Raw genomic sequence first — 18,656 nt, forward strand, 5'->3', positions numbered from 1 at the left:
AGTCTAGCGGATGTAGCCTTGAAGGCGGGAGCTTTCGGGGTCCGCAAAGTTTGCCATGGCCGTGAGCATGGGGCGGAAGCCGAACTTCTCGTAGAAGCCTTCCTTGCCCGGCACGGCCCACAGGACCACGCTGGGCGCGTCACAGCGTTTGAGCGCAGCTTTCATGAGCTGTCTGCCGACGCCGGTTCCCTGCGCCTGCGGCAGGACGCACAGGTCGTACAGTACCGCCTGACAGGTATGGTCCGAGAGCATTCGGGTCATGCCGACCAGTCTTCCGTCCTGCCACGCAAAAGCCACCACGTCGCTGTTTTCAAAGCAGCGGCGCACCACGTCGGGCTTGCGGTCAGCCAGCGGGGCGGTTCGCATCAGCTCGGCGGCCTCCTGCCAGTTAACACCCGCGCAGTCGTGCGTGATGCTTGTCATTTGGCCCACCATGTCTTCATCCGTGCGGTCTCGCGTTCGTCGCTCTGGCGTACGAGGGAGTGCAGCACGGTGCCGTCCTCCTGCGGCGCGGCAACGGAGCGGAGCTCGTCCCCGCCAAAGCATTCGGCACGGAACTGGATGTCAGCCGCCACGCAGCAGTCGGTGGAAAGTTCGCGCGGCATGGATTCGAGGCAGTACTCAACGCTTCGCATGCTGTTCACGTGCCCGTTGAGGTCGTGATCACCAAAACGGGCGTGCACGGCCGCATCCCACGGGCCTTCCTTGATGCGCTTCACGGCCCGGCCCTCAAAATCCACGGCCTTGTCCCGCTTGGGGATGTCGCGCTCGGCAATGAGGTCTTCCGGGGAGACCGCGCGGCGGGATTCGATGTCGATGACCGCCCATGCGCTGGTAGCCCGGCCGATGGTCACGCCGCTCCGCATGAGCAGGAAGTCGCGGGTGGCGACAGTGCGCTGGTTGCCCGAGGGCCACGTCTCGACCGTGACGTCTTCGCCGAAGCCCGGCATGGTCTCCATGTGCAAGTAGGCGCGGGAGAGCACCCATGCGCGGCCGAGCCGGTGCAGGTCCTCATAGCCGAAGCCGAGTTCCGCCGCGTGCATGGAGGCTGCGTCCTGCAGCATGTTGCAAAGCGCGATGAGCGAGGCGCGGTTGTCCTGATCCACTTCGTAGGACCGGACGCGGTAGGTGCTGGTGTGGGTGAGTTTCATATGGATCACATTTCTTTTCGTTGTTAGTGCAACCAATGGGGCATGCCGTTGTACGACAGCATCGCTGCCGGTGTAAAGCCTAGCGTTGGTTGAGGAGTTTGTCGGCCAGAGCTTCGCCCTGCTGGCCGCCGCCCGCCATGCGTACCAGCTCCTGCCGGATGGCCTTGCCCTTGAGCTCGGTGCAGCGGGTGAAGGTTTCGCCGTCCACCACTTCCTTGAGGATGGAGAAGTGCCGTTCGGCCAGACCGGCCAGTTGCGGCCAGTGGGTGATGAGGATCATCTGTTGCCGCTCGGCCAGCTCCGAGAGCTTGCGGCCCACGCTGCCGAGGGTCAGGCCGCCTATGCCCGCGTCCACTTCGTCGAAGATGAGGGTGGGCAGGTGCTCGCCGCCGGGGTTGCGGCGCAGGCTGGTCAGGGCCAGCAGCAGGCGGGAGAGTTCACCGCCCGAGGCGATCTTGTCCAGCGGCTGGGCTGGCTGGCCGGGGTTCGGGGTCCACATGATGCGCGCCCGCAGGTCGGTCACGCCGTCATGCAGCGGTACCTCGGTAAATTCGAAATGCACCTTGACGTGCTCGGAGAAGCCGAGGTCCGAAAGCTCGGCCTCGATGCGCAGGGAGAGCTCCTTGGCCGCTTTTTTCCGGGCCTTGTTCAGCGTCTCCAGCGTGCCCGAGAGCTTTTCGACGATCTCGGCTTCCTTGCGCTCAAGGGTCTTGCGGTCCAGCGAGCAGGCATCAAGGAAGGAGAGCTTTTCCTCCACCTCGGCGGCGAGGTCCACGAGGTCCGAGATGTTGCGGCCCAGCTTGCGGCGCAGCTGCGAGAGCTTGTAAAGCCGCTGCTCGATGTCGTCGAGGGTCATGTCGTCATCATCGTCGCCGAGATGTTCCGGCCCTTTGCGCAGGCGGGAGTCTATCTCGTAGAGATGAAGCCGAAACTCTTCCACGGCAGCGTGCTCCTGCTCGAAATCCGGGAAGAGCCGGGAGATGATGCCCATTTCGCGGGAAAGCAGGGAGAGCGCGTCCAACAGGCTGCTTTCGCCGTGGATGGCGTCGAGGGCGTTGCGGAAGCATTCTCCGGCCTGTTCGCGCTCCTTGAGCACCGACTTGCGCTGCTCAAGCTCGTCCTCTTCACCGGGCTGCGGGTCCACGGCGGCAATCTCGCGCTTCTGAAAATCAAGAAATTCGCGTTGACCGGCGATCTCATCGCACTTGCGGTCCAGCTCTTCCATTTCGGCAATCACGGCCTTGAGTTCGGCAAGGCGTGCGTCGCGTTCTTCCAGCAGCTTGGTGTCCGGCAGGAAGGAGTCCAGCACTTCGGACTGGAAGGCCGGGGAGAGCAGCTTCTGCTGGCCGTGCTGGCTGGTGTGGATGACCAGTTTGGGCTTGAGTTCCCGGACCGCATCCTGCGAGCCGAGGCGGTCGTTGATGAACAGGCGGCTGCGTCCGGTGGCGGCGCTGAGTTCGCGGCGGATGACGGTTTCGCCTTCGGGCAGGATGAACAGGGCCTCCACCTCGGCCTTTTCCGCGCCGGGGCGTACGAGCTTGCGGTCCATCTTCTCGCCGGTGATGAAGTCAACGCGCGCAGGATGAAGGATTTACCGGCGCCGGTCTCACCCGTGAGGTGTTCATGCCGGGGCCGAATTCCACTTCCGCGTCTTCGATGAGCGCGAGGTTTCGTATACGAAGCAGTTCAAGCATCAGCTATTTCAGTAAGCAAGGTTTGACCTGTCCCGCGCTTCCCGCTCATGCGGGAGACGGTCCAAAGCCGTGTCGTAACCTGCACCTGTATACACAATGGAGGCTCTTCGTAAAAGCTGTGTACGGCCAAGGGTCGAATTTTTTCGCAGGGATGCCGGGACAGCGTCCGGAGCGGCAAGGCACGGGGCAATGCGGCCGGTTATTATTTTGAGCGATTTGCCATCGTCAGTCCGGTAGTGCCAGAGGGAAAGATCGGTTTCCTGAACTGCCGCGGCAAGGGTGTAGAGCGCTTTGAGATTGAAGAAGGAGTATTTGAGCGGCCGGGTGCGCTTGAGCTCCAGCGGTTGGCTGCCGTCGCGTGTGGACTGGGAGGCCACAAGCTCCCGGCCCTTGCGGGCCATGGATGACAGGGCGCGCTCGTTGCCGGTGAAGCGGGCATATACGGCCGCCTGTGCCGCGTACCATGACCCCCGGTTGTTGGGCCGTGCGGCCTCCTCGTGTCCGTCCGTGCTGTCAAGCATCCACTGAAGCAACCGCGCGAACCAGCCGCGAAGGTTTTGTGCATCCGTCCCGGACCAGTGTTGTGATTCTTCCAGCAGCAGCGATGCGTCTACCACGCGGGGCAGGACGTTGCCCACGATGATGCCGGAGGGCTGACGTTCGTGACCGGGCCGTAACTGGGCGTGGTCAAAGTTCGGGTTCATGGCTGTCCCGGGAGCGAGAAACCATGTTCTGAGGACTTCGGCTCCCTTTGCCGCGAACCGTTCGTCACCGGAAAAGTGGTAGGCCAGCGCAAGCGTTTCGGCCATGAAGGCCATTTGCTGCATGCGTTGCGCGTCGAAACGGTCACTGTCGGCCTGCGGGTTGGTTTGCCCATCCCTTCGAACAAAGGGCAGCCCGTCCGGGGTGCTCGGATTCGGCCACCAGTAGGGCGAGAGGCTCACGTAATCGTGCGGGTCGATGCCCGGCAGAGTGCTGGCCTTGTCGGTGACGGTCGGGGCTGGAACGTCTAGTAGTTCTTCGGCTTCGCGAAGCAGCTTGCGATAGGCGGGCATGAGTGCGGGATCGCCCTCGGCGAGTCGTGTGCTGGCCTGTTGGAGTGCATGCGAAGAGAACACAATGGTTTCTGACGCCTGCGCTGGTGTCCGGGCGCAAGCGATGAGAGTGAGTAAAAACAGAATGACACAGGCTTTTCGGCTCATGAGCCCAGCCGTTTGTGTTTTTCAAGGACCGTGCTGCCGGGAACGTCTTTTGAGGGGAATGCGTTGACCACGGCCCAGCCGTGTTTGCGGTAGAACTGTCGAGCGGTGACGTTGATGTCGTAGACGAACAGGCTGGCGGTGTCGAAGCCCCGGGCATAGGCCAGCCATTCCGCATAGGCCAGCAGCTTGCTGCCGATGCCCTGCTGTATGCACTCCGGTGCCACCCAGAGTTCGGCGAGGTGCGCGTCCTGCACCTGAACAACGCCGCAGACGCGCCCGTTTCTTTCCGCCACGGAAAATTCGGGCCACGCGCGGCGGGCTAGCCGTCCGGCGAGGTCTTTGCTCTCCCATTTCTCAATGAATTCCGGGGGCATGAAGTCTGCGTAACTGGCCTCGAACGACTCCTTGAGAACGCGCTCGATGTGCGGAACATCGTCGGAGCTCGCAGGCCGTATGAGGATGTCTTTGCTCATTGTCGCAGCCTCGGGTCGAGGATGTCTCTGAGGGATTCGCCCAGCAGGTTGTAGCCGAGCACCGTGAAGAGGATGGCGAGGCCCGGGAAGACCGACATCCACCACGCCACGCCGAGGACCTCCTTACCCTCGGTGAGCATGTTTCCCCAGCTCGCGTCCGGCGGCTGCACGCCGAGGCCGAGGAACGAGAGCGAGGACTCCACGAGGATGGCCCCGGCCACGCCGAGTGTGGCGGAGACCAGCACCGGGGTCAGGGCGTTGGGCAGGATGTGGCGAAAGATGATGCGTCCCGGCCCGGCTCCTGCTGCGCGGGCCGCGCGAACGTAATCGCGCTCCTTGAGGGCCAGCGTTTCAGCGCGGACGAGGCGGGCCACGCCCATCCACGAGGTCACCCCGATGACCGCCATGATGTTGAAGAGGCTCGGCTCAAGAAAGGCGATGACCGCGAGGATCAGGAAGAACGAGGGAAAGCAGAGCATGACGTCCACGCCGCGCATGATGATCTCGTCCACGAGCCTGCCGAAGTATCCGGAGATGAGGCCGAGCACGATGCCGATGGCGGAAGAGATGCCCACGGCCACGAAGCCCACCCAGAGGGAGACGCGTCCCCCGAAGAGTATGCGCGAGAGCACGTCGCGGCCGAGCGCGTCCGTGCCCAGAAGATGGTCCGGGCCGGGCGGCAGCAGCATGGCGTTCACGTCGATGGCGTTCGGGTCGTAGGGGGCAACCCATGGGGCGAAAATGGCACCAAGTGACATGACGCCCACGAGAGCCGCGCCGATCATGAGCAGGGCGTTTCGGGAGAGGAACGAGGGGCGTCTCAGCGGTCCCTTGATCATGCGTCCCCCCCGGAGACCCGGATGCGCGGGTCGGCGAGTCCGTAGCCGAGGTCGGCCAGCAGGTTCCCGGCCAGCGTCAGCACCGCGCCGAGCACGAGGCTGCCCATGATGAGTGGATAGTCGCGGGCCATGACGCCTTCATAGAAGAGCTGGCCGAGGCCCGGCAGGGCGAAAATGGATTCGATGATAACCGAGCCGCCGATGAGGCCGGGCACGGACAGGCCGAGGATAGTGATGACCGGCAGGAGCGCGTTTCTGAGTGCGTGGCGGAAGAGCACGGTGCGGCTGGAAAGCCCCTTGCCCGTGCGGTCATGATGTAGTCCTGCCGCAGCACCTCCAGCATGCCGGAGCGCATGTAGCGGGACATGCCCGCCCAACTGCCGAAGGTATAGATGAATATGGGCATGGCCAGATGTCTGGCGAGGTCGATGATCTGTTCGTGCCACGGCATGGTGTCGAAGCCGAGGCTCGTGAGTCCGGAGATCGGCAACACCGGCCAGTATATGCCGAGCCAGAGCATCAGTAGAAGCGCCAGCCAGAAGCCGGGCATGGCGAAGCCGATGAAGACAAGGACCGTCGATATTCTGTCGAACCACCCCCCGCGCCGCCATGCGGCAGTAACGCCGATGGGGACGGCGATCATCAGGGTCAGCACGAGGCTGGCCACGTTCATGCCGAAGGTCAGGGGAAGGCGTTCCTTGATCTTGTCCCAGACGGGCCGGTGGTCGCCGGAGAGCGAACGGCCGAAATCGAGCGTGCCGAGGCGCTTGAGCCAGTCGAAATATTGAACGTGCAGGGGCTGGTCCAGTCCGTAGAGTTTTTCCAGCCGTGCCCGGGCTTCGGCCCCGGCCTGCGGGTTCAGCGTGGTCTGGAGGTCCGTCGGCGACCCCGGGGCCAGATGAATGACCCAGAAGCTGATGACCGTGATGCCGAGAAACACCACCACGGTCCAGCCGAGTTTGACGAGTATGCGTTTGAGTACTGCGTTCATGCGTCCTCCGGCCGGAAGCCCACTTCCGAACCTGCCGTTTTCTCTACTTCATTCCGGGCCGTGTTGCAATTGGCCATGCCGGATTAATCGCATCGTCGATGCTTCAAAGGTATCAACTCTATGCCAAACAGATATTTGCGGTATCAATGTCGCGAGGCTAAACCGGAATCAGGAGGTTCGAGATGGAAGTACGGTATACATTGCAAGCGGTTCTGCGGGCTGATGATCTGGTTGGGCTGTTCGCGTCGGTGGGTTGGTCATCGGCCAATTTTCCCGAGGAGCTGGAGCGGGCAATGCGGCGATCGCACCGCGTTGTCAGCGCGTGGGCAGGAACCGAGTTGATCGGCCTTGCCAACACCATTTCCGACGGCTGCATGGCCGCGTATGTGCCTACGTGGCGGTGCGGCCCGAGTGGCAGGGGCAGGGCGTTGGGCGCGAGATGATGCGTCGTCTGTTGGCGGAATACGAATCGTTTCCGCGCGTGGCGCTTATAGCCTATGACGAGGCCGCCGGGTTCTACGAGCGTTGCGGCATGACTCGCGGCAATGGAAAACAGCCGATGTTCAGCGGCACGCTTCCGGGGTGATCAATTCAGGAAGTTACGCACCCCGGTGAAGACGATCTGCGCGGCGAGGGCGGAGAGCACCAGTCCGGTGATTTTTGTGAGCATGCCCAGTCCCGTGCGGCCGATGATCTTCTTGATGGCTGAGGCCGAGAAGAGCAGGACGCCCACGCAGCAGCAGGCGGCCAGAAGCGCGGCTGCGCCGAGGAGCTTGTCAGGTGTGCTTTCCAGCTCTGCGCCGAGAATCAGCAGGGTACCGATAGTGGCGGGGCCGACCGTGATGGGCATGGCCAGCGGCACCACGGCGATGTCCCCGTCATCTTCGGGCTCTGGCCGGGCGCGTTTGCCGGAGACAAGTGAAACCGCCGAGAGGAACAGGAGGCTCCCGGTGCCGATTCTGAAGCCGTCGAGAGTGATGCCGAGGGTGGCGAAGATGGTGTTTCCGCCAAAATAGAGCACAAGGCAGATAATCATGACGGAGAGGACGACCCTGAGCGCGAGTTTGCGCTGCTCGGTAACGTTCATTCCTTCTGTCATGGAGAGAAAAACGCTGAGCACGAAAAAGGGTGTCAGCAGGAAGAAAAGCTTTATTGTCAGGCTGACGAACATCTCTGTCATGGTGCACCTCCCGTGGCTTGCGCGGGACTATGGACGAGACCGACCCGAATTGCAACGGCCAGTTTGCATCAAAATCATACGGCAAAAATGCCACATTTGCTGTTGACAGCAAACTGCGATTTGGATAAATCCATTCTTCCCAACGCAGTGGGGCTGTAGCTCAGTTGGGAGAGCGCTTGAATGGCATTCAAGAGGTCGTGGGTTCGATTCCCTCCAGCTCCACCAATTTTCCTTAATGGCTTCGGTAGATTACCGGAGCCATTTTTTGTTGCCTGACGGTCGGAAATTCGGTTTGTGGTCCAAATGTGGCCTAATCCGAATTTCCGACTTTTGCGTAGTATCGGGCCAGCCTTGTGTAAGTCGACATGTAAGTTGAGAAAATGGGCCACTTCTATGGTGAGACTTTTCCAAGCTGCCCTAAACACCTTTTAAAGTATTTATGGGACACTTTTTTGCCCCAGGCGCTTTTTTGGAGAGGGGAGAGATGAAAATGCAAAAGCGGCTATTTGTCTTGCAACTAGCCGCTTTTGATTGAATTTTTATGGTACCCGGAGCGGGAGTTGAACCCGCACAGACCTAAGTCCGAGGGATTTTAAGTCCCTTGCGTCTACCAATTCCGCCATCCGGGCATGGGGCGATATGATTAGCCTTCAACAGGCCGGGACGTCAACCGTGTTCAGGAGAACATCCTGAGGTAATTCGCCCATAAACGCGGGGAGATGCGAGTGTAGCGGTCAAAGTCCGAGTTGATTTCGAGGCCCGGAATGATCGCCCGCGTGACAGGGATGCCGAAATCCTTGCGCGTCAGGTCCGCGTAGCAGGGCTGGTAGCCGTTCTTGAAGAGCGTCTTTTCCAGAACCAGCAGGTCGCCGTCCGCGCTGCCCGTGGAGAAGTCCGGCAGGTCTTCGAGTTTGCGGACCGGGAGGCCTTCCGGTGCCGGGGCGCTGGCCGGGCCGGGGAAGGGGTACGGCGTCTCGGTCATGGCCGACATGAGCGCGTCCCTGCCTTTCAGGCTGGAGCCGGAGCCCTTGTCCAGACCGCCGCTCTTGCCGAGCACCACCGACTTGTAGCACGGCACGCCGAACTCCGGCGTCATGTCGAGGAACCAGACGTGGATGCCCATCTCCTCGTACTGGTTGAGCAGGAGGTTCACCTGTGGGTCGTCCGATTCGATACGGAAGGCCCGCGACTGGTCGAACGGGATGGTGGCGTCCGCGTCGCGTTCGATGACCTCCAGCAGCGCGGCGACCTTGGCCTCGGCCAAAGTGTTGCCGGACGCCAGCCCGGTGGAGCTGAGCGCCGTGAAAAGGTGCTGCTCGTCGAGGTTGCAGAACAGGAAGACGAACTGCGCCGGAATGAGAATCGGCTTGATGGCGCCGCTTCCGTCCGGGGCGTGGCCTTCGAACCAGTGCAGCTTCTGGCCCTGATAGGGCACTTCCAGTCGGACCGCGTTCAGGTCGAGCGCCTCGTTTTCAAGCTCATCCATGCTGGCGAAGGTGAGCGGATAGTCGTTGGCGTACCCCTTGATCGCGTTGCCGGAAAAGCTGGCGTAGGAGGAATAGCGTTCCACCATCTCCATGGCGTAGGCGGCCTCGGCGCGCTCCTGAATCAGGCCGCGACCGTATGAGGTCTGCATGCCTGAAAGAGAGTCCGAGTGCCTGCCGTTGGAGCAGCGCACTTTCACGGACCAGTGCCGCAGGCGGTTTACCGGCGACAGGCTGGCCTTGTGCGCCATGGCCGGGCCGATGAATGCGTCCGCCTTTTCAAGCACGGAGAGCGCCAGATCGCGGGTCTCCTCAAGCGCCTTTCGCTCTTTGGCCGGGGGCAGATCGGCATCGAGGTCGCGGCGGGCGTCCGCTGCCACGTATCCGGCAGGGGCGGGAAGCTCGTTTTCGGAGACCGGGGCCTCTATGCCCGCTTCCTCGGGTGCGGGGAGCGGCTCGTGAAAAGAAAAGTTGTTGGCAAAGAGCGGAGCCCATTTGCGGTGTACGGGCTGATCTTCCAGCAGGTGCGAACGGATGCGGATGGAGGGCAGGTGCCCGCTCAGGGCGGGGATGTCCACGCCTTGGAACATGGGCTGGTACTTACCGAGCCGCTCGTGGCAGAGGCAGGCCTCGAAGAGCAGGGCGGTCAGCGCCGGGTCGCTCTTGCCATTGTCGGCCATGACGCCCTTGATGAGCTTTTCCACCTTTTTCGGGCGGTGCTTGCCCATTTCGTTGAGCAGGTGCTCGTGCATATATGTGTCGAACGGGGCCTTGCGGAGGTGGTCGACCATCTCCGAAAAGCTCAGGTTCGGGCCGGGCATGGCCGAAAAGCAGCCCACACCCGCTTGGGTATCCATCAGTTTCAGTTCGTAACGCATAGGTATCTCCGCTTGATTTTGTGCCGAATCTTCGTATCACTGTCCGTAGGTAAATGTCGAACTGTTTTGCCGACCATATTGGTGTGAAATCAAGTTGACGCGAGGCCTGGAGGTGAAATGTCAGGAGCGCATGGGCGCAAGAGGCTGAAGGCGCTGATGCTTGTCGCTCTCGTAGTGATCGGCTGCCTGCTGCTTGAAAAGGTGGCGGGCGGCCAGGTGGGGCGCGTTGTGCAGTGGGTGCAGTCGCTCGGCCCGCTCGGTCCAGCGGTGTTCGTGGGGCTCAACGCGCTGGGCATCGTGCTGTTTCTGCCGCAGGCGGTCTTCACGCTGGCGGCGGGAATCCTCTTCGGCTGGTTTTGGGGCGCGGCGTACAGCCTCGCAGCAATGGCGATGGGTGCGTTCATTGCTTTCATGCTGGCCCGGCACGGGCTTCGTATTCCTCTGCTGCGCCACTTCGGCAGCGAACCCATGGTCCTGCGAATGCGCGACCTCAGCCGTTCCCGGCCGTGGCACATGCTGGCAGTCAGCCGCCTCGTGCCGGTCTTTCATTACGCGCTCGCCAGTTACCTTCTCGGCCTTACCGAGGTGAGGCTGCTGCCGTTTCTCATCATGTCCGTTCTTTGCCTTGTCCCGGAGACCCTGTTGCTGGCCTCGGGCGGCCATCTGGTCATGTCCGGCCTGCTGCACGGCGTGCCGCATCCGCAGGCAGCGGCCGCACTCGCGCTCTCGCTGGCGGTGCTGGGGATAATCGTGTTCCTTGTGAGGAGAACGAGCAGAAATCGCTAGGCTTTTTTCATCAACAGCCGAACATGGGGCAGCATGGCCTGCGCCATGCTCTCCACGCCGGATTCGTTGGGGTGCAGCCCGTCCATGAGCGTCTTCAGCGGATTGCCGAAGTAGGGAGCGAGGACATCCGGGAACAAGGGCACGCCAAGCTCTTCGGCAAGTTCCGGGAATACTCTGTCAAACGCGGCCTTGTACTCTTCGCCAACGTCGGGGATGGCCTTGATGCCCGCGAGGAGGACCGGGATGTTTTTGTCCAGAAACGCCTTGCAGAGGGCGCGGACGTTTTCCCGGATGAACTCGGGCTCGTCGCCGATGTAGAAGTCGTTGGCGCCGAACTCGATGACCACGGCATCGGGCTTGCTTTTGAGAACGGTCTTGATGCGGGCGAGGCCGTCTTCGCTGGTCTCGCCGGAGACGCCGAAGTTGTGCACGGTGATGTCCATGCCTTCGGCCCGCAGCAGTCGTTGCAGCACTGCGGGCAGGGCGTCGGAAGCTTTGAGGCCGTAGCCTTCCGCAAGCGAATCCCCGAAAACGGCCAGCGTCTTCATCACAAAGCCCCGATCCATTCCCTGATTCTGCGGGATTCTTCGTCCCAGTCCTTGCCGAGACGGATCTTCAGGAACTGGTTGTACATGGTATCGAACATGTCGGTGGCTTTGTCGATCAGGTAAATCTTCTCAAGAAACTTGGAGTCCGGATCGTCGCCTTCCTCGTCCTTGGTGGCGATTTTGGGCGTCTTGAGGGCGGACATGGCAAAGTCTTCGGCCTTGATGGTCACGGTCCACTCGTCTTCATCGGACTGGAAGCGCAGCTGGGCGCGGCAGACCTTCTTGCCGGTCTTGAGGCCGGTCTTGGCTTCGGTGAGTTCTCCGCGCGGGCTGTTAACGGTGGCGGTTTCCGTTCCTTCTCCGTCGCCGCCCTGCACGGAGATGCGCTGCTCCATATTCACGGAATAGAAGGTGTTGTCGCTCAGCTGGAACATGTGGGAACCGGATTCGATGCGGTACCAGAGCCAGGTGAGGAAATCCTGTCCGAGGACGTTGTTTTCGCGTTCAACGACATTCAGATCCATGGCCGCCTCCTAGACAAAAATGGTCGGGTCGAGGTTTTCAAGTTTTTCCACGGACTCTTCGCCGAGCATTTCCATGGCCATATAGAAGGGGGCCAACTGCTCGAGGTGCATGTCGAAGGTCTGTATGAAAAGGTCTTCGAACAGGGAGCGCGCCTTGGCGTTGGTGGTGTCGAGGTAGACACGGTTCACGGACGGCGCCCAGACCACGTCGAAGACTGCGGGAACGGGCAGGGAGCGGGCGCGCAGCTTGAGCGTCACCTGTTCCTTGAGTTCGCGCTTGCGGTCGCGGGAGACAAAGGTCTTGCCTTGTTCCTTGTTGCGCTCAAGCTCGGCCTTGAGGGCGATCTGGTAGTGCTTGCGGAGCACGGCGGGCTGCACGCGGCGGGTCTCGAGCCGCATGGAGAAAGCAAAGTACTCGGCCTTTTCCGGGGGGGAAACAGCCCAGTTCACGTCGAGGAAATCGTCGATGTTGGTCCAGCCGAAGCTGCGTTCCTCGGCGGTGTTGTCGATATCCACGAAAGAGTTTTGGGCAAGCTGTTCCGGCACTTGCTGCAGCAGTTCGCCGGGTATTTCCTCAATGATCCGGTAGCGGGTGAGCCCGAGGCTCGCGGACAGTATGCTCACAGGGTTCGTCCTCATGTTTGTCGTGTGGTGTAAGCCGTCATTTGGGTAGAACCATTCCCGGTTCTTGTAAAGAGCTTTCCCTCCTGCCGAGGGAAAAGTCTGCCGGGCGCTGGCTCGGCATGGGAATTGTATTCATTCCTGTTACCACCGGCAGATGTCGGAATTCGGACACAAGAAGGAGAACCGATCGTGCGCTGACGAGCATGACAGACAAAGGGGGCGCCCATGAATGTATGGCGTGTGGAAACCGAAGGCCGTGTAGTGCGTTTCGGCGAGGTGGCCCGAAAGCGGCTCACCCGCGACGGCTGCAATGAACCGTTCAAGGACCGGTTCTGGTGCCCGAAGCGCCGTTGGTTTTTGACCGAGCCGTGTCCCTTTGCCAGCAAGATGGAATGCGACACATACAGGCGCATGTGCGGTTCTCTTTGATGATTCTTGCCCTCGGGTGGGATGGTGTGTACCTTCCCGCTCCGGAGGGCAGAACATGCAGGACGCAAAGAGCAGACTCGTTGATATTCTCGAAAATGCCGTAAATGAAATAGCCCGCTGCGAGGCCGAGGCGGAAAAGGCCGTGAACGTTCATGGCGACCAAGCCGGATTCGAGCAATGGATGGTGGAGAAGACGGAGATCGTGGCCGGTCTGCCGGAGGAAGCCGGGGAAGCGGCCCGGGCTCTGGGCGGCGAGCTTGGTGATTACGTCTTGGAGCGGCTGGAAACGTATGCAGCCTCAGCGGAAACCGCTCTGGAGATCAACAGCCCCTTCTACATGAGCGCACTGCTGTACCCCTCGACCCATGAGCCGGGTCAGCCGAGCAATCTGGAGCGGGTTCTGGAGCGCGTCCGCCGGGAGGGTTAGCCCTTGCGGCGTGCGGCCTGCTGCTTCTGGCCGATGAGCAGGAATTTTGAAATGACGTCCTCCTGCCGGTAGTCGAGTTCCTCGAATTCGCAGCCCACAATCCCGCGCTCGTGGCGCACGACCTTTGCTTTCACTTCACTGGCGCGGACCTTGTTGTCGTATATGAATGCCAGTTTCAGCATAACGCCGGTCTTGAACCGGGCTTTGCTGAAGCGAAAGGCCAGTCCGGTGGCGCTGATATTGTGGCAGGGGAGCACACCGACACGGTCCACGCGAAGATCGAGACCGTCCACCGGCACCCGCACGGCCTGACGGCGCTCATCCTCTTTGCGCTCGGACTTGAAGGTGAAGCCCAGCGCCTCTTCGTTAATGGGTTCCGATTTGACCTTGCGGACCATGCGCTTACCGCCCAGCTTGATGCGGGGCAGCTTGGAGGGCAGGGACCAGAACTTCTTTTTCGCCTTCTTGGCAAGTTTGACCTCTGCGGCCTTTGCTTTCTTCCGCTTTTTCTTGAGAGCCTTTTTCTTTTTTCGAAGTGCCTTTTTGGCCTCTTCTTCTTCACGCAATGCCTGAGGGGAGAGATTGTGTTTATCCCCCTTGGCTTTCTTTTTCTTGACGCCCTTCTTCATTTTCGGCGTTTTTTCAGCGCCTTCAGCCTTGGCAGCGTTTTTTTTTGGCTGTCTTTTTCGCCTTGGCGCGCTTGCCGGAAGGATCGTCCGCGTCGTCGTTTTTTTCGTTTGAGAAAAGAGAAGAAGCCCATGAGATGCCCTTGTGAGAATTGTTCCGATGGTGTTACATACGCAAAACAGAGAAAAATGAAAACCGCATGATGCCATAATCGGGGGAGAGGCATGGAAGTGGGCGATACCCCCTTGACTTTTTCCACCGATCCATGGAAAGAATGTGCAGTTTTTCACGAAACAAGGGTAGTGTTTTCCTGAGGAGGATATAGAGGATGATTGGCGAACTGTTTTCCGGCATGGCCCACAGCACCGCCGCCGGTTTTACCGGCGTGTCCCTGATTTTCATCTACCTCGCCTGGATCGTCGTGATCGGCTGCATCCGCGTGCGCGAGGCCATGGAAGAAGATCACCACTAGAATTTTTGTTTTCAGCAGAAAAAAAGGCGCGATCCCTTTCGGGATCGCGCCTTTTTCTTTGGTGAGTCGTATTCGTTAATATTCAAGCTGATCCAGAAGATACTGTCCGTAGCCGGTTTTCTCCAGCTCATGACCAAGCTGTTCCAGCCGGTCAGCGTCGATGTAGCCCATGCGGTAGGCCACTTCCTCAATGCTTGCGATGATGTGGCCCTGCCTGTCCTGCACGGCCTTGACGAAGCTGGAGGCCTCGTGAAGCGATGCGTGAGTGCCCATGTCCAGCCATGCGAAACCGCGTCCCAGCGGCGTAACCTGCAGGTCCCCGCGCTTGAGGTACACGTTGTTGACGTCCGTGATCTCCAGTTCGCCGCGCGGCGACGGCTTGAGGCTCTTGGCGATCTCCACCACGTCGTTGTCGTAGAAGTAGAGGCCCGTGACTGCATGATGCGAGCGCGGTTCGGCGGGCTTCTCCTCGATGCTGAGAGCGGTGTAGTTTTTGTCGAACTCCACCACGCCGTAGCGTTCCGGGTCCTTGACCCGGTAGGAAAACACCCTGCCGCCTTTCTTGAGATTCGCGCTCTCCTGAAGCAGGCGGATGAGACCCTGACCGTAGTAGATGTTATCGCCGAGAATCAGGCTGCACGAGTCCGTGCCGATGAACTGTTCTGCCAGAATGAAGGCCTGCGCCAGTCCGTCCGGGCTGGGTTGGACCTTGTAGGAGATGTTGATGCCCACCCGTGAGCCGTCGCCGAGCAGCGATTCGAACCGGGGCAGGTCGTGGGGGGTCGAGATGACCATGATGTCGCGGATGCCGGACATCATGAGCGTTGACAGAGGGTAGTATATCATCGGCTTGTCATAGACGGGCAGCAACTGCTTGCTGACTGCCAGCGTCAGGGGATGAAGCCGAGTCCCGGACCCGCCGGCCAGAATTATACCTTTCATGGAGCCTCCAGGCTTGATTTACTTGCTGGACGTATTACGCTATCGGTGCTGCACGAGCGCATGGAGTATAACGGTCCCGTGGCACCGTTGGCAACCCGTCGCTCCGGCCAACAATTATGAGGTAATAATGAACTATCCCTATTTCCATTTCACCGGCGGTCTTCTCGCGTCCCTTCTGCTGCTGGTGGCCCTGTTTTTTCTGCTCGTTGTTCTGCCCGTAGGGGCTGTTACCGAGGCCTTCGGCCGCCTCGGCATGACGACCGGACAGGGCTTCTTCCTGCTGCTGGCAATCCTCGTGGGACGGGCCGTGAACATCCCGGTTTATACAAGCGAAAAGCTGGTGCTGGTGCAGGGGCGCGGCTCCATGCATTTTCGCTTTGACGGGTTCAACCGCCAGATCGAATATCAGGAACCGACCAACGAGCTGAAGAAGCAGGTCTTTGCGGTGAACCTCGGCGGCTGCGTTTTCCCGGTGCTGCTCAGCCTGAGCTTTTTCGTCCGCTCAAGAGTCATCGACGTCCCGAACATGCCCGGGCTTGCCGAGACGCTGCTCTGGCTCGGCCTGACCACTGCGGCAGTGACCGCTGTCAGCTTTGCGCTTAGTCGCAATGACGTGCTCACCGGATTTCGCATTCCGGTTTTCGCCCCGCTCATCGCCACGCTTGCCACCACCATCATCCTGATTCCCGGCCCGGTGGCTCCGCTTGCGGCGTATGTGGGCGGTTCGCTCGGGACATTGCTTGGCGCAAACGTGCTGCCGCTTGTCATGCCGGAGCGGCGCAAGCAGCTTGCGGCCCCGCTGGTGGCAATCGGCGGCGCGGGAACTTTTGGCGGCGTTTTTCTCGCCGGTGTGGCCGGTGCGCTGCTTACCTAGGAGGACGACATGAGCGAAGCACGTTCTCTGGCTTTTGCGCGCCCGGTTCGGGCTGGTGAGCGGATATTCGTCGGCGCTGGAGCATGCCCCGGTTTCCCGGCCGCGTGCGTTGCTGACCTGTGCGGCCTTCCTGTTGGAGCCGTGCTCCAGAGCGGTGGCCGCGACCTGCTGAGAATCCTTTCAGTTTCGTGGAATTCGGCCGGAGCATCTGCGGCATCGGGCAGGGTGGTGCTGGCCGAGGCGTTGGAAGACATCCCTGCTGGGGATGTCACTGCCGAGGCTGTATCCAGAGGCCCGGCGCTTGCGTGGATCACGCTCAGTGACAAAGGTGCCGCCGGAAAACGGCATGACGAATCAGGACCGCTCATCGCGGAACTCGTCGGGGAGAAGCTTGGGCTGCGCTATGCGCAGGGGTTTATCCTGCCGGATGACGAGCGGCAACTGCGTGCGCTGCTGGTGGACCTCGCGCTGGTGCAGGGGTTTGATTTCATCATGACCACCGGCGGGACCGGGGTGGCCCCGAGGGATGTTACCCCGGAGGCAACGCTTTCGGTGATAGAAAAGCGTCTGCCCGGATTCGAACGGGCCATGACGGCGGCAAGCCTTGCCAAGACGCCCCATGGTGCGGTCTCCCGCGCTGTGGCAGGAACGCTCGGCGGGGCAATCATTGTGAATATGCCCGGCAGCCCCAAGGCGGTTCGGGAGTGTCTCGCACCGCTTCTGCCCACGTTGGGACACACCATGGACAAGCTGCACGGAGACCCATCGGATTGTGCTACACTTCGGTGTTAACGGTGTTTTCTCTCTTGCGGTTGCACCCGCAACTTGCTATTGCTGAACGGATAGTTTGACGGTATATGAAGACAGTTATCGAGATACTCAAGGGGTCGCCCACAATGGCTAAACGCTTCGTTTTTATTTTTTCCATCGTTTTCACGTTGTTATCCGCTTTTCCCGCGTTTGCTCAGGAAGGCGGCAACGTAGCGGCAGGGGAGTACACTCTGGAGCGTTGCGTCAAGCGCGGCCTTGAGGCGAACCCGACGATCCTCGCCGCGAGGTCGCAGCTCAAGGGCTCCGGATACGGTGAAAAGTCTGCAATCGGCGACTTCCTGCCTTCTGTGAGCACCGGCTATGACTACAAGACCTACGATCGCGAACAGGTCTATGTGGGCAAGGCCGGGTGGACCGGTTCCGTGACCGTGACCCAGCCCATCTTCAAGGGCTTCTCCCTGCTCAACAACTACCAGAAGAAGAAACTCCAGAATAAAAGCAACGAAGCCAATCTGGAAAATGTGGAACTGACCGTCCTCAAGGAAATCCAGACGAACTTCGTCAGCCTGCTGCGTGCCCGCATGGACGTGAAAAGCGCCGAGGATTCCGTCGAGCGCCTTCGTTCCCAGCTCAAGGTCAACACCGCGTTCTACGATGTGGGCCTGAAGCCCCGCGTCGACGTGTTGCAGGCGGAAGTCGAACTCGCCACCGCAGAACAGGACCTGCTCAAGGCCCGTAACGCGGTTTCCACGCAGGTGGCGAAGCTCAACACCCTGCTGAACCTTCCGTTGACCGCGGATGTTAATTATGTGGGTTCGCTTGATTACGACCCTTTCAACCTGACTCTTCGCCAGTGCCTTGACCGTGCCTACAAGGCGCGTCCCGACCTTAAGATCGGGGAGAAGGCAGTGGAGATTGCTGCCAAGGATGCCGGGATTGCCATGTCCAGTTTCATGCCCTCGGTGGACGGCACGGTCTCCTACAAGAAGACCGGCAGGGATGCGGACCTTGACCGTGGCGGCATTCCGCACAGCGCCCATGAAACCTTGAGCGCCGGAGTCAGCGCATCCTGGACCGTTTGGGAGTGGGGCTCCGACTACTACGATTACAAGCAGGTCGACGAGACCGTCACCCAGCTTGAAGCCGAACTGGAAAACACCCGCCTGAATGCAGGGTTCGAGGTCAAGCAGGCCATCCTGAGCATCAAGGAAGCGTCCGACCGCATCGGCGTGGCGCGAAAGTCCGTGGAGTCCGCCAAGGAATCCTACCGCATGGCCCTTGCCCGTTATCAGGCACAGGTCGGCACCAACAACGACGTGCTTGATGCCCAGTCCCGTGTGACCAACAGTGAAGCCCAACTCATTGAGGCACTGGCCGACTACAAGGTCGCCATTGCCAACCTCTACGTGGCCATGGGCGAAAAGAACGCCGGTCTGGAGGTCGAATAGCGGTGGCTTTCTTTCGTCGCCCCAACCTTTCTGCAAAAAGCTCGGTGCCATGCCCGGAGTGTTCCGGTGACATGCGTGTTGCACGCAGCTGCCATGAAGTCTGGTACGAATGTCCGGACTGCGGCGGAAGGCACCCCATACCGGAACTCGTCGCCAAGCTGGACGATGACTTTGACGAGGATGTCGCCTTTGTCCCATTGGACAGAATGTAGATATATTTTCAGGCACTTGTATGCCCTGACCGGAGCCGCCTTCATGGCGGCTCTGACGTTCATGGCGCTTGCTGCCGGGG

23 protein-coding genes, 2 tRNA genes and 1 pseudogene are annotated in these 18,656 nt (G+C 60.6%); 11 read left to right on the forward strand and 15 right to left on the reverse strand.

Annotated elements, in window-relative coordinates:
- Window positions 1-3: 3 nt before the first annotated feature.
- The 7 genes and pseudogenes from JCM12178_RS03990 to JCM12178_RS04020 all read right to left on the reverse strand — a co-directional run bounded on the left by JCM12178_RS03990 (window position 4) and on the right by JCM12178_RS04020 (window position 6,350).
- Window positions 4-423: a GNAT family N-acetyltransferase gene (locus JCM12178_RS03990; protein WP_054649062.1), complete on the reverse strand. Its 420-nt coding sequence runs from the start codon at window positions 421-423 to the stop codon at window positions 4-6.
- Entirely contained in the window at window positions 420-1,151 is a 732-nt protein-coding gene (locus JCM12178_RS03995; protein ID WP_054648970.1) for an acyl-[acyl-carrier-protein] thioesterase, read from the reverse strand. Before JCM12178_RS03995 ends, JCM12178_RS03990 begins: the two co-directional genes overlap by 4 nt.
- Before the next feature lie 79 nt (window positions 1,152-1,230).
- Window positions 1,231-2,700: a DNA repair protein RecN gene (locus tag JCM12178_RS04000; protein WP_369404453.1), complete on the reverse strand. Its 1,470-nt coding sequence runs from the start codon at window positions 2,698-2,700 to the stop codon at window positions 1,231-1,233.
- A 153-nt stretch (window positions 2,701-2,853) separates the two neighbouring features.
- Window positions 2,854-3,963, reverse strand: coding sequence for an alginate lyase family protein (locus tag JCM12178_RS04005; protein ID WP_054648972.1), 1,110 nt, complete (start codon window positions 3,961-3,963; stop codon window positions 2,854-2,856).
- Between the two features lie 80 nt (window positions 3,964-4,043).
- Window positions 4,044-4,520 (reverse strand): GNAT family N-acetyltransferase, encoded by a 477-nt coding sequence (locus tag JCM12178_RS04010; protein WP_054648974.1) that lies wholly within the window; start codon window positions 4,518-4,520, stop codon window positions 4,044-4,046.
- On the reverse strand, window positions 4,517-5,359 hold the full coding sequence (locus JCM12178_RS04015; protein WP_054648976.1) for an ABC transporter permease: 843 nt from the start codon (window positions 5,357-5,359) through the stop codon (window positions 4,517-4,519). Before JCM12178_RS04015 ends, JCM12178_RS04010 begins: the two co-directional genes overlap by 4 nt.
- Window positions 5,356-6,350 (reverse strand): annotated as a pseudogene (locus JCM12178_RS04020) (ABC transporter permease). The gene JCM12178_RS04015 and the pseudogene JCM12178_RS04020 overlap by 4 nt, the downstream one beginning before the upstream one ends.
- 182 nt (window positions 6,351-6,532) lie before the next feature.
- Between JCM12178_RS04020 and JCM12178_RS18920 the strand changes: the two are divergent.
- Both JCM12178_RS18920 and JCM12178_RS18925 read left to right on the forward strand, forming a co-directional pair.
- Window positions 6,533-6,793: a hypothetical protein gene (locus tag JCM12178_RS18920; RefSeq protein WP_054648978.1), complete on the forward strand. Its 261-nt coding sequence runs from the start codon at window positions 6,533-6,535 to the stop codon at window positions 6,791-6,793.
- On the forward strand, window positions 6,751-6,936 hold the full coding sequence (locus JCM12178_RS18925; protein WP_245628607.1) for a GNAT family N-acetyltransferase: 186 nt from the start codon (window positions 6,751-6,753) through the stop codon (window positions 6,934-6,936). Before JCM12178_RS18920 ends, JCM12178_RS18925 begins: the two co-directional genes overlap by 43 nt.
- Here JCM12178_RS18925 and JCM12178_RS04030 read toward each other — a convergent pair whose 3' ends face one another.
- Entirely contained in the window at window positions 6,937-7,530 is a 594-nt protein-coding gene (locus tag JCM12178_RS04030; RefSeq protein WP_054648980.1) for a MarC family protein, read from the reverse strand.
- A gap of 149 nt (window positions 7,531-7,679) precedes the next feature.
- Between JCM12178_RS04030 and JCM12178_RS04035 the strand changes: the two genes are divergently transcribed.
- A tRNA-Ala gene (locus JCM12178_RS04035) sits at window positions 7,680-7,755 on the forward strand.
- A 317-nt stretch (window positions 7,756-8,072) separates the two neighbouring features.
- On the opposite strand, the gene JCM12178_RS04040 is transcribed toward JCM12178_RS04035, so the two are convergent.
- A tRNA-Leu gene (locus tag JCM12178_RS04040) sits at window positions 8,073-8,159 on the reverse strand.
- Window positions 8,160-8,206: 47 nt separating this feature from the next.
- On the reverse strand, window positions 8,207-9,892 hold the full coding sequence (locus JCM12178_RS04045; protein ID WP_054648982.1) for a YcaO-like family protein: 1,686 nt from the start codon (window positions 9,890-9,892) through the stop codon (window positions 8,207-8,209).
- Between the two features lie 117 nt (window positions 9,893-10,009).
- On the opposite strand from JCM12178_RS04045, the gene JCM12178_RS04050 reads away from it, so the two are divergent.
- Window positions 10,010-10,678, forward strand: a complete 669-nt coding sequence (locus tag JCM12178_RS04050) for a TVP38/TMEM64 family protein (RefSeq protein WP_054648984.1) — start codon at window positions 10,010-10,012, stop codon at window positions 10,676-10,678.
- On the opposite strand, the gene JCM12178_RS04055 is transcribed toward JCM12178_RS04050, so the two are convergent.
- From JCM12178_RS04055 to rdgC, 3 genes are read right to left on the reverse strand one after another with little or no spacing between them, the layout of a single operon-like run.
- The gene (locus tag JCM12178_RS04055) at window positions 10,675-11,244 is read right to left on the reverse strand and encodes an arylesterase (protein WP_245628602.1); all 570 of its coding nucleotides are present in this window, start codon (window positions 11,242-11,244) and stop codon (window positions 10,675-10,677) included. The two genes, JCM12178_RS04050 and JCM12178_RS04055, sit on opposite strands and share 4 nt — an antisense overlap.
- Window positions 11,226-11,750: a hypothetical protein gene (locus JCM12178_RS04060; RefSeq protein WP_054648987.1), complete on the reverse strand. Its 525-nt coding sequence runs from the start codon at window positions 11,748-11,750 to the stop codon at window positions 11,226-11,228. Before JCM12178_RS04060 ends, JCM12178_RS04055 begins: the two co-directional genes overlap by 19 nt.
- A gap of 9 nt (window positions 11,751-11,759) precedes the next feature.
- A complete protein-coding gene (gene rdgC, locus JCM12178_RS04065; protein ID WP_054648989.1) occupies window positions 11,760-12,374 on the reverse strand; it encodes a recombination-associated protein RdgC in 615 nt (204 codons plus the stop codon).
- Between the two features lie 225 nt (window positions 12,375-12,599).
- On the opposite strand from rdgC, the gene JCM12178_RS04070 reads away from it, so the two are divergent.
- Together JCM12178_RS04070 and JCM12178_RS04075 are read left to right on the forward strand one after the other, a co-directional pair.
- Entirely contained in the window at window positions 12,600-12,803 is a 204-nt protein-coding gene (locus JCM12178_RS04070) for a hypothetical protein (RefSeq protein ID WP_054648991.1), read from the forward strand.
- A gap of 55 nt (window positions 12,804-12,858) precedes the next feature.
- Window positions 12,859-13,230, forward strand: a complete 372-nt coding sequence (locus JCM12178_RS04075; protein ID WP_054648993.1) for a hypothetical protein — start codon at window positions 12,859-12,861, stop codon at window positions 13,228-13,230.
- Here JCM12178_RS04075 and JCM12178_RS04080 read toward each other — a convergent pair.
- The gene (locus JCM12178_RS04080; RefSeq protein ID WP_054648995.1) at window positions 13,227-13,859 is read right to left on the reverse strand and encodes a PilZ domain-containing protein; all 633 of its coding nucleotides are present in this window, start codon (window positions 13,857-13,859) and stop codon (window positions 13,227-13,229) included. The genes JCM12178_RS04075 and JCM12178_RS04080 overlap by 4 nt on opposite strands.
- 326 nt (window positions 13,860-14,185) lie before the next feature.
- On the opposite strand from JCM12178_RS04080, the gene JCM12178_RS18585 reads away from it, so the two are divergent.
- On the forward strand, window positions 14,186-14,329 hold the full coding sequence (locus JCM12178_RS18585) for a hypothetical protein (protein ID WP_172677065.1): 144 nt from the start codon (window positions 14,186-14,188) through the stop codon (window positions 14,327-14,329).
- A gap of 75 nt (window positions 14,330-14,404) precedes the next feature.
- Here JCM12178_RS18585 and rfbA read toward each other — a convergent pair whose 3' ends face one another.
- Window positions 14,405-15,271 carry a glucose-1-phosphate thymidylyltransferase RfbA gene (gene rfbA / locus JCM12178_RS04085; RefSeq protein ID WP_054648997.1) on the reverse strand — a complete coding sequence of 289 codons (867 nt, stop codon included), beginning with the start codon at window positions 15,269-15,271 and terminating at the stop codon, window positions 14,405-14,407.
- 127 nt (window positions 15,272-15,398) lie between these two features.
- On the opposite strand from rfbA, the gene JCM12178_RS04090 reads away from it, so the two are divergent.
- The 4 genes from JCM12178_RS04090 to JCM12178_RS18150 all read left to right on the forward strand — a co-directional run bounded on the left by JCM12178_RS04090 (window position 15,399) and on the right by JCM12178_RS18150 (window position 18,576).
- On the forward strand, window positions 15,399-16,145 hold the full coding sequence (locus JCM12178_RS04090) for a DUF1614 domain-containing protein (protein ID WP_054648999.1): 747 nt from the start codon (window positions 15,399-15,401) through the stop codon (window positions 16,143-16,145).
- A 9-nt stretch (window positions 16,146-16,154) separates the two neighbouring features.
- Window positions 16,155-16,937, forward strand: coding sequence for a MogA/MoaB family molybdenum cofactor biosynthesis protein (locus JCM12178_RS04095; RefSeq protein ID WP_054649001.1), 783 nt, complete (start codon window positions 16,155-16,157; stop codon window positions 16,935-16,937).
- Between the two features lie 65 nt (window positions 16,938-17,002).
- Window positions 17,003-18,364 (forward strand): TolC family protein, encoded by a 1,362-nt coding sequence (locus tag JCM12178_RS04100; protein ID WP_245628603.1) that lies wholly within the window; start codon window positions 17,003-17,005, stop codon window positions 18,362-18,364.
- A 44-nt stretch (window positions 18,365-18,408) separates the two neighbouring features.
- Complete coding sequence (locus JCM12178_RS18150) at window positions 18,409-18,576, forward strand: dual CXXC motif small (seleno)protein (RefSeq protein ID WP_439646691.1); 168 nt, start codon at window positions 18,409-18,411, stop codon at window positions 18,574-18,576.
- Window positions 18,577-18,656: the final 80 nt, after the last annotated feature.

The organism is Salidesulfovibrio brasiliensis JCM 12178 (assembly GCF_001311825.1).
In the GTDB taxonomy this organism is placed as follows: domain Bacteria; phylum Desulfobacterota; class Desulfovibrionia; order Desulfovibrionales; family Desulfovibrionaceae; genus Pseudodesulfovibrio; species Pseudodesulfovibrio brasiliensis.

Coding starts and splice junctions, on each gene's coding strand:
- JCM12178_RS18585 (WP_172677065.1), top strand. CDS start 14,186: ATGATTGGCGAACTGTTTTCCGGCATGGCCCACAGCACCGCCGCCGGT.
- JCM12178_RS04075 (WP_054648993.1), top strand. CDS start 12,859: ATGCAGGACGCAAAGAGCAGACTCGTTGATATTCTCGAAAATGCCGTA.
- JCM12178_RS04080 (WP_054648995.1), bottom strand. CDS start 13,859: ATGAAGAAGGGCGTCAAGAAAAAGAAAGCCAAGGGGGATAAACACAAT.
- JCM12178_RS04010 (WP_054648974.1), bottom strand. CDS start 4,520: ATGAGCAAAGACATCCTCATACGGCCTGCGAGCTCCGACGATGTTCCG.
- JCM12178_RS04045 (WP_054648982.1), bottom strand. CDS start 9,892: ATGCGTTACGAACTGAAACTGATGGATACCCAAGCGGGTGTGGGCTGC.
- JCM12178_RS04000 (WP_369404453.1), bottom strand. CDS start 2,700: ATGGACCGCAAGCTCGTACGCCCCGGCGCGGAAAAGGCCGAGGTGGAG.
- JCM12178_RS04070 (WP_054648991.1), top strand. CDS start 12,600: ATGAATGTATGGCGTGTGGAAACCGAAGGCCGTGTAGTGCGTTTCGGC.
- JCM12178_RS04050 (WP_054648984.1), top strand. CDS start 10,010: ATGTCAGGAGCGCATGGGCGCAAGAGGCTGAAGGCGCTGATGCTTGTC.
- JCM12178_RS04055 (WP_245628602.1), bottom strand. CDS start 11,244: ATGGATCGGGGCTTTGTGATGAAGACGCTGGCCGTTTTCGGGGATTCG.
- JCM12178_RS04030 (WP_054648980.1), bottom strand. CDS start 7,530: ATGACAGAGATGTTCGTCAGCCTGACAATAAAGCTTTTCTTCCTGCTG.
- rfbA (WP_054648997.1), bottom strand. CDS start 15,271: ATGAAAGGTATAATTCTGGCCGGCGGGTCCGGGACTCGGCTTCATCCC.
- JCM12178_RS04095 (WP_054649001.1), top strand. CDS start 16,155: ATGAGCGAAGCACGTTCTCTGGCTTTTGCGCGCCCGGTTCGGGCTGGT.
- JCM12178_RS03990 (WP_054649062.1), bottom strand. CDS start 423: ATGACAAGCATCACGCACGACTGCGCGGGTGTTAACTGGCAGGAGGCC.
- JCM12178_RS18920 (WP_054648978.1), top strand. CDS start 6,533: ATGGAAGTACGGTATACATTGCAAGCGGTTCTGCGGGCTGATGATCTG.
- JCM12178_RS04090 (WP_054648999.1), top strand. CDS start 15,399: ATGAACTATCCCTATTTCCATTTCACCGGCGGTCTTCTCGCGTCCCTT.
- JCM12178_RS04015 (WP_054648976.1), bottom strand. CDS start 5,359: ATGATCAAGGGACCGCTGAGACGCCCCTCGTTCCTCTCCCGAAACGCC.
- JCM12178_RS03995 (WP_054648970.1), bottom strand. CDS start 1,151: ATGAAACTCACCCACACCAGCACCTACCGCGTCCGGTCCTACGAAGTG.
- JCM12178_RS04060 (WP_054648987.1), bottom strand. CDS start 11,750: ATGGATCTGAATGTCGTTGAACGCGAAAACAACGTCCTCGGACAGGAT.
- JCM12178_RS04100 (WP_245628603.1), top strand. CDS start 17,003: ATGAAGACAGTTATCGAGATACTCAAGGGGTCGCCCACAATGGCTAAA.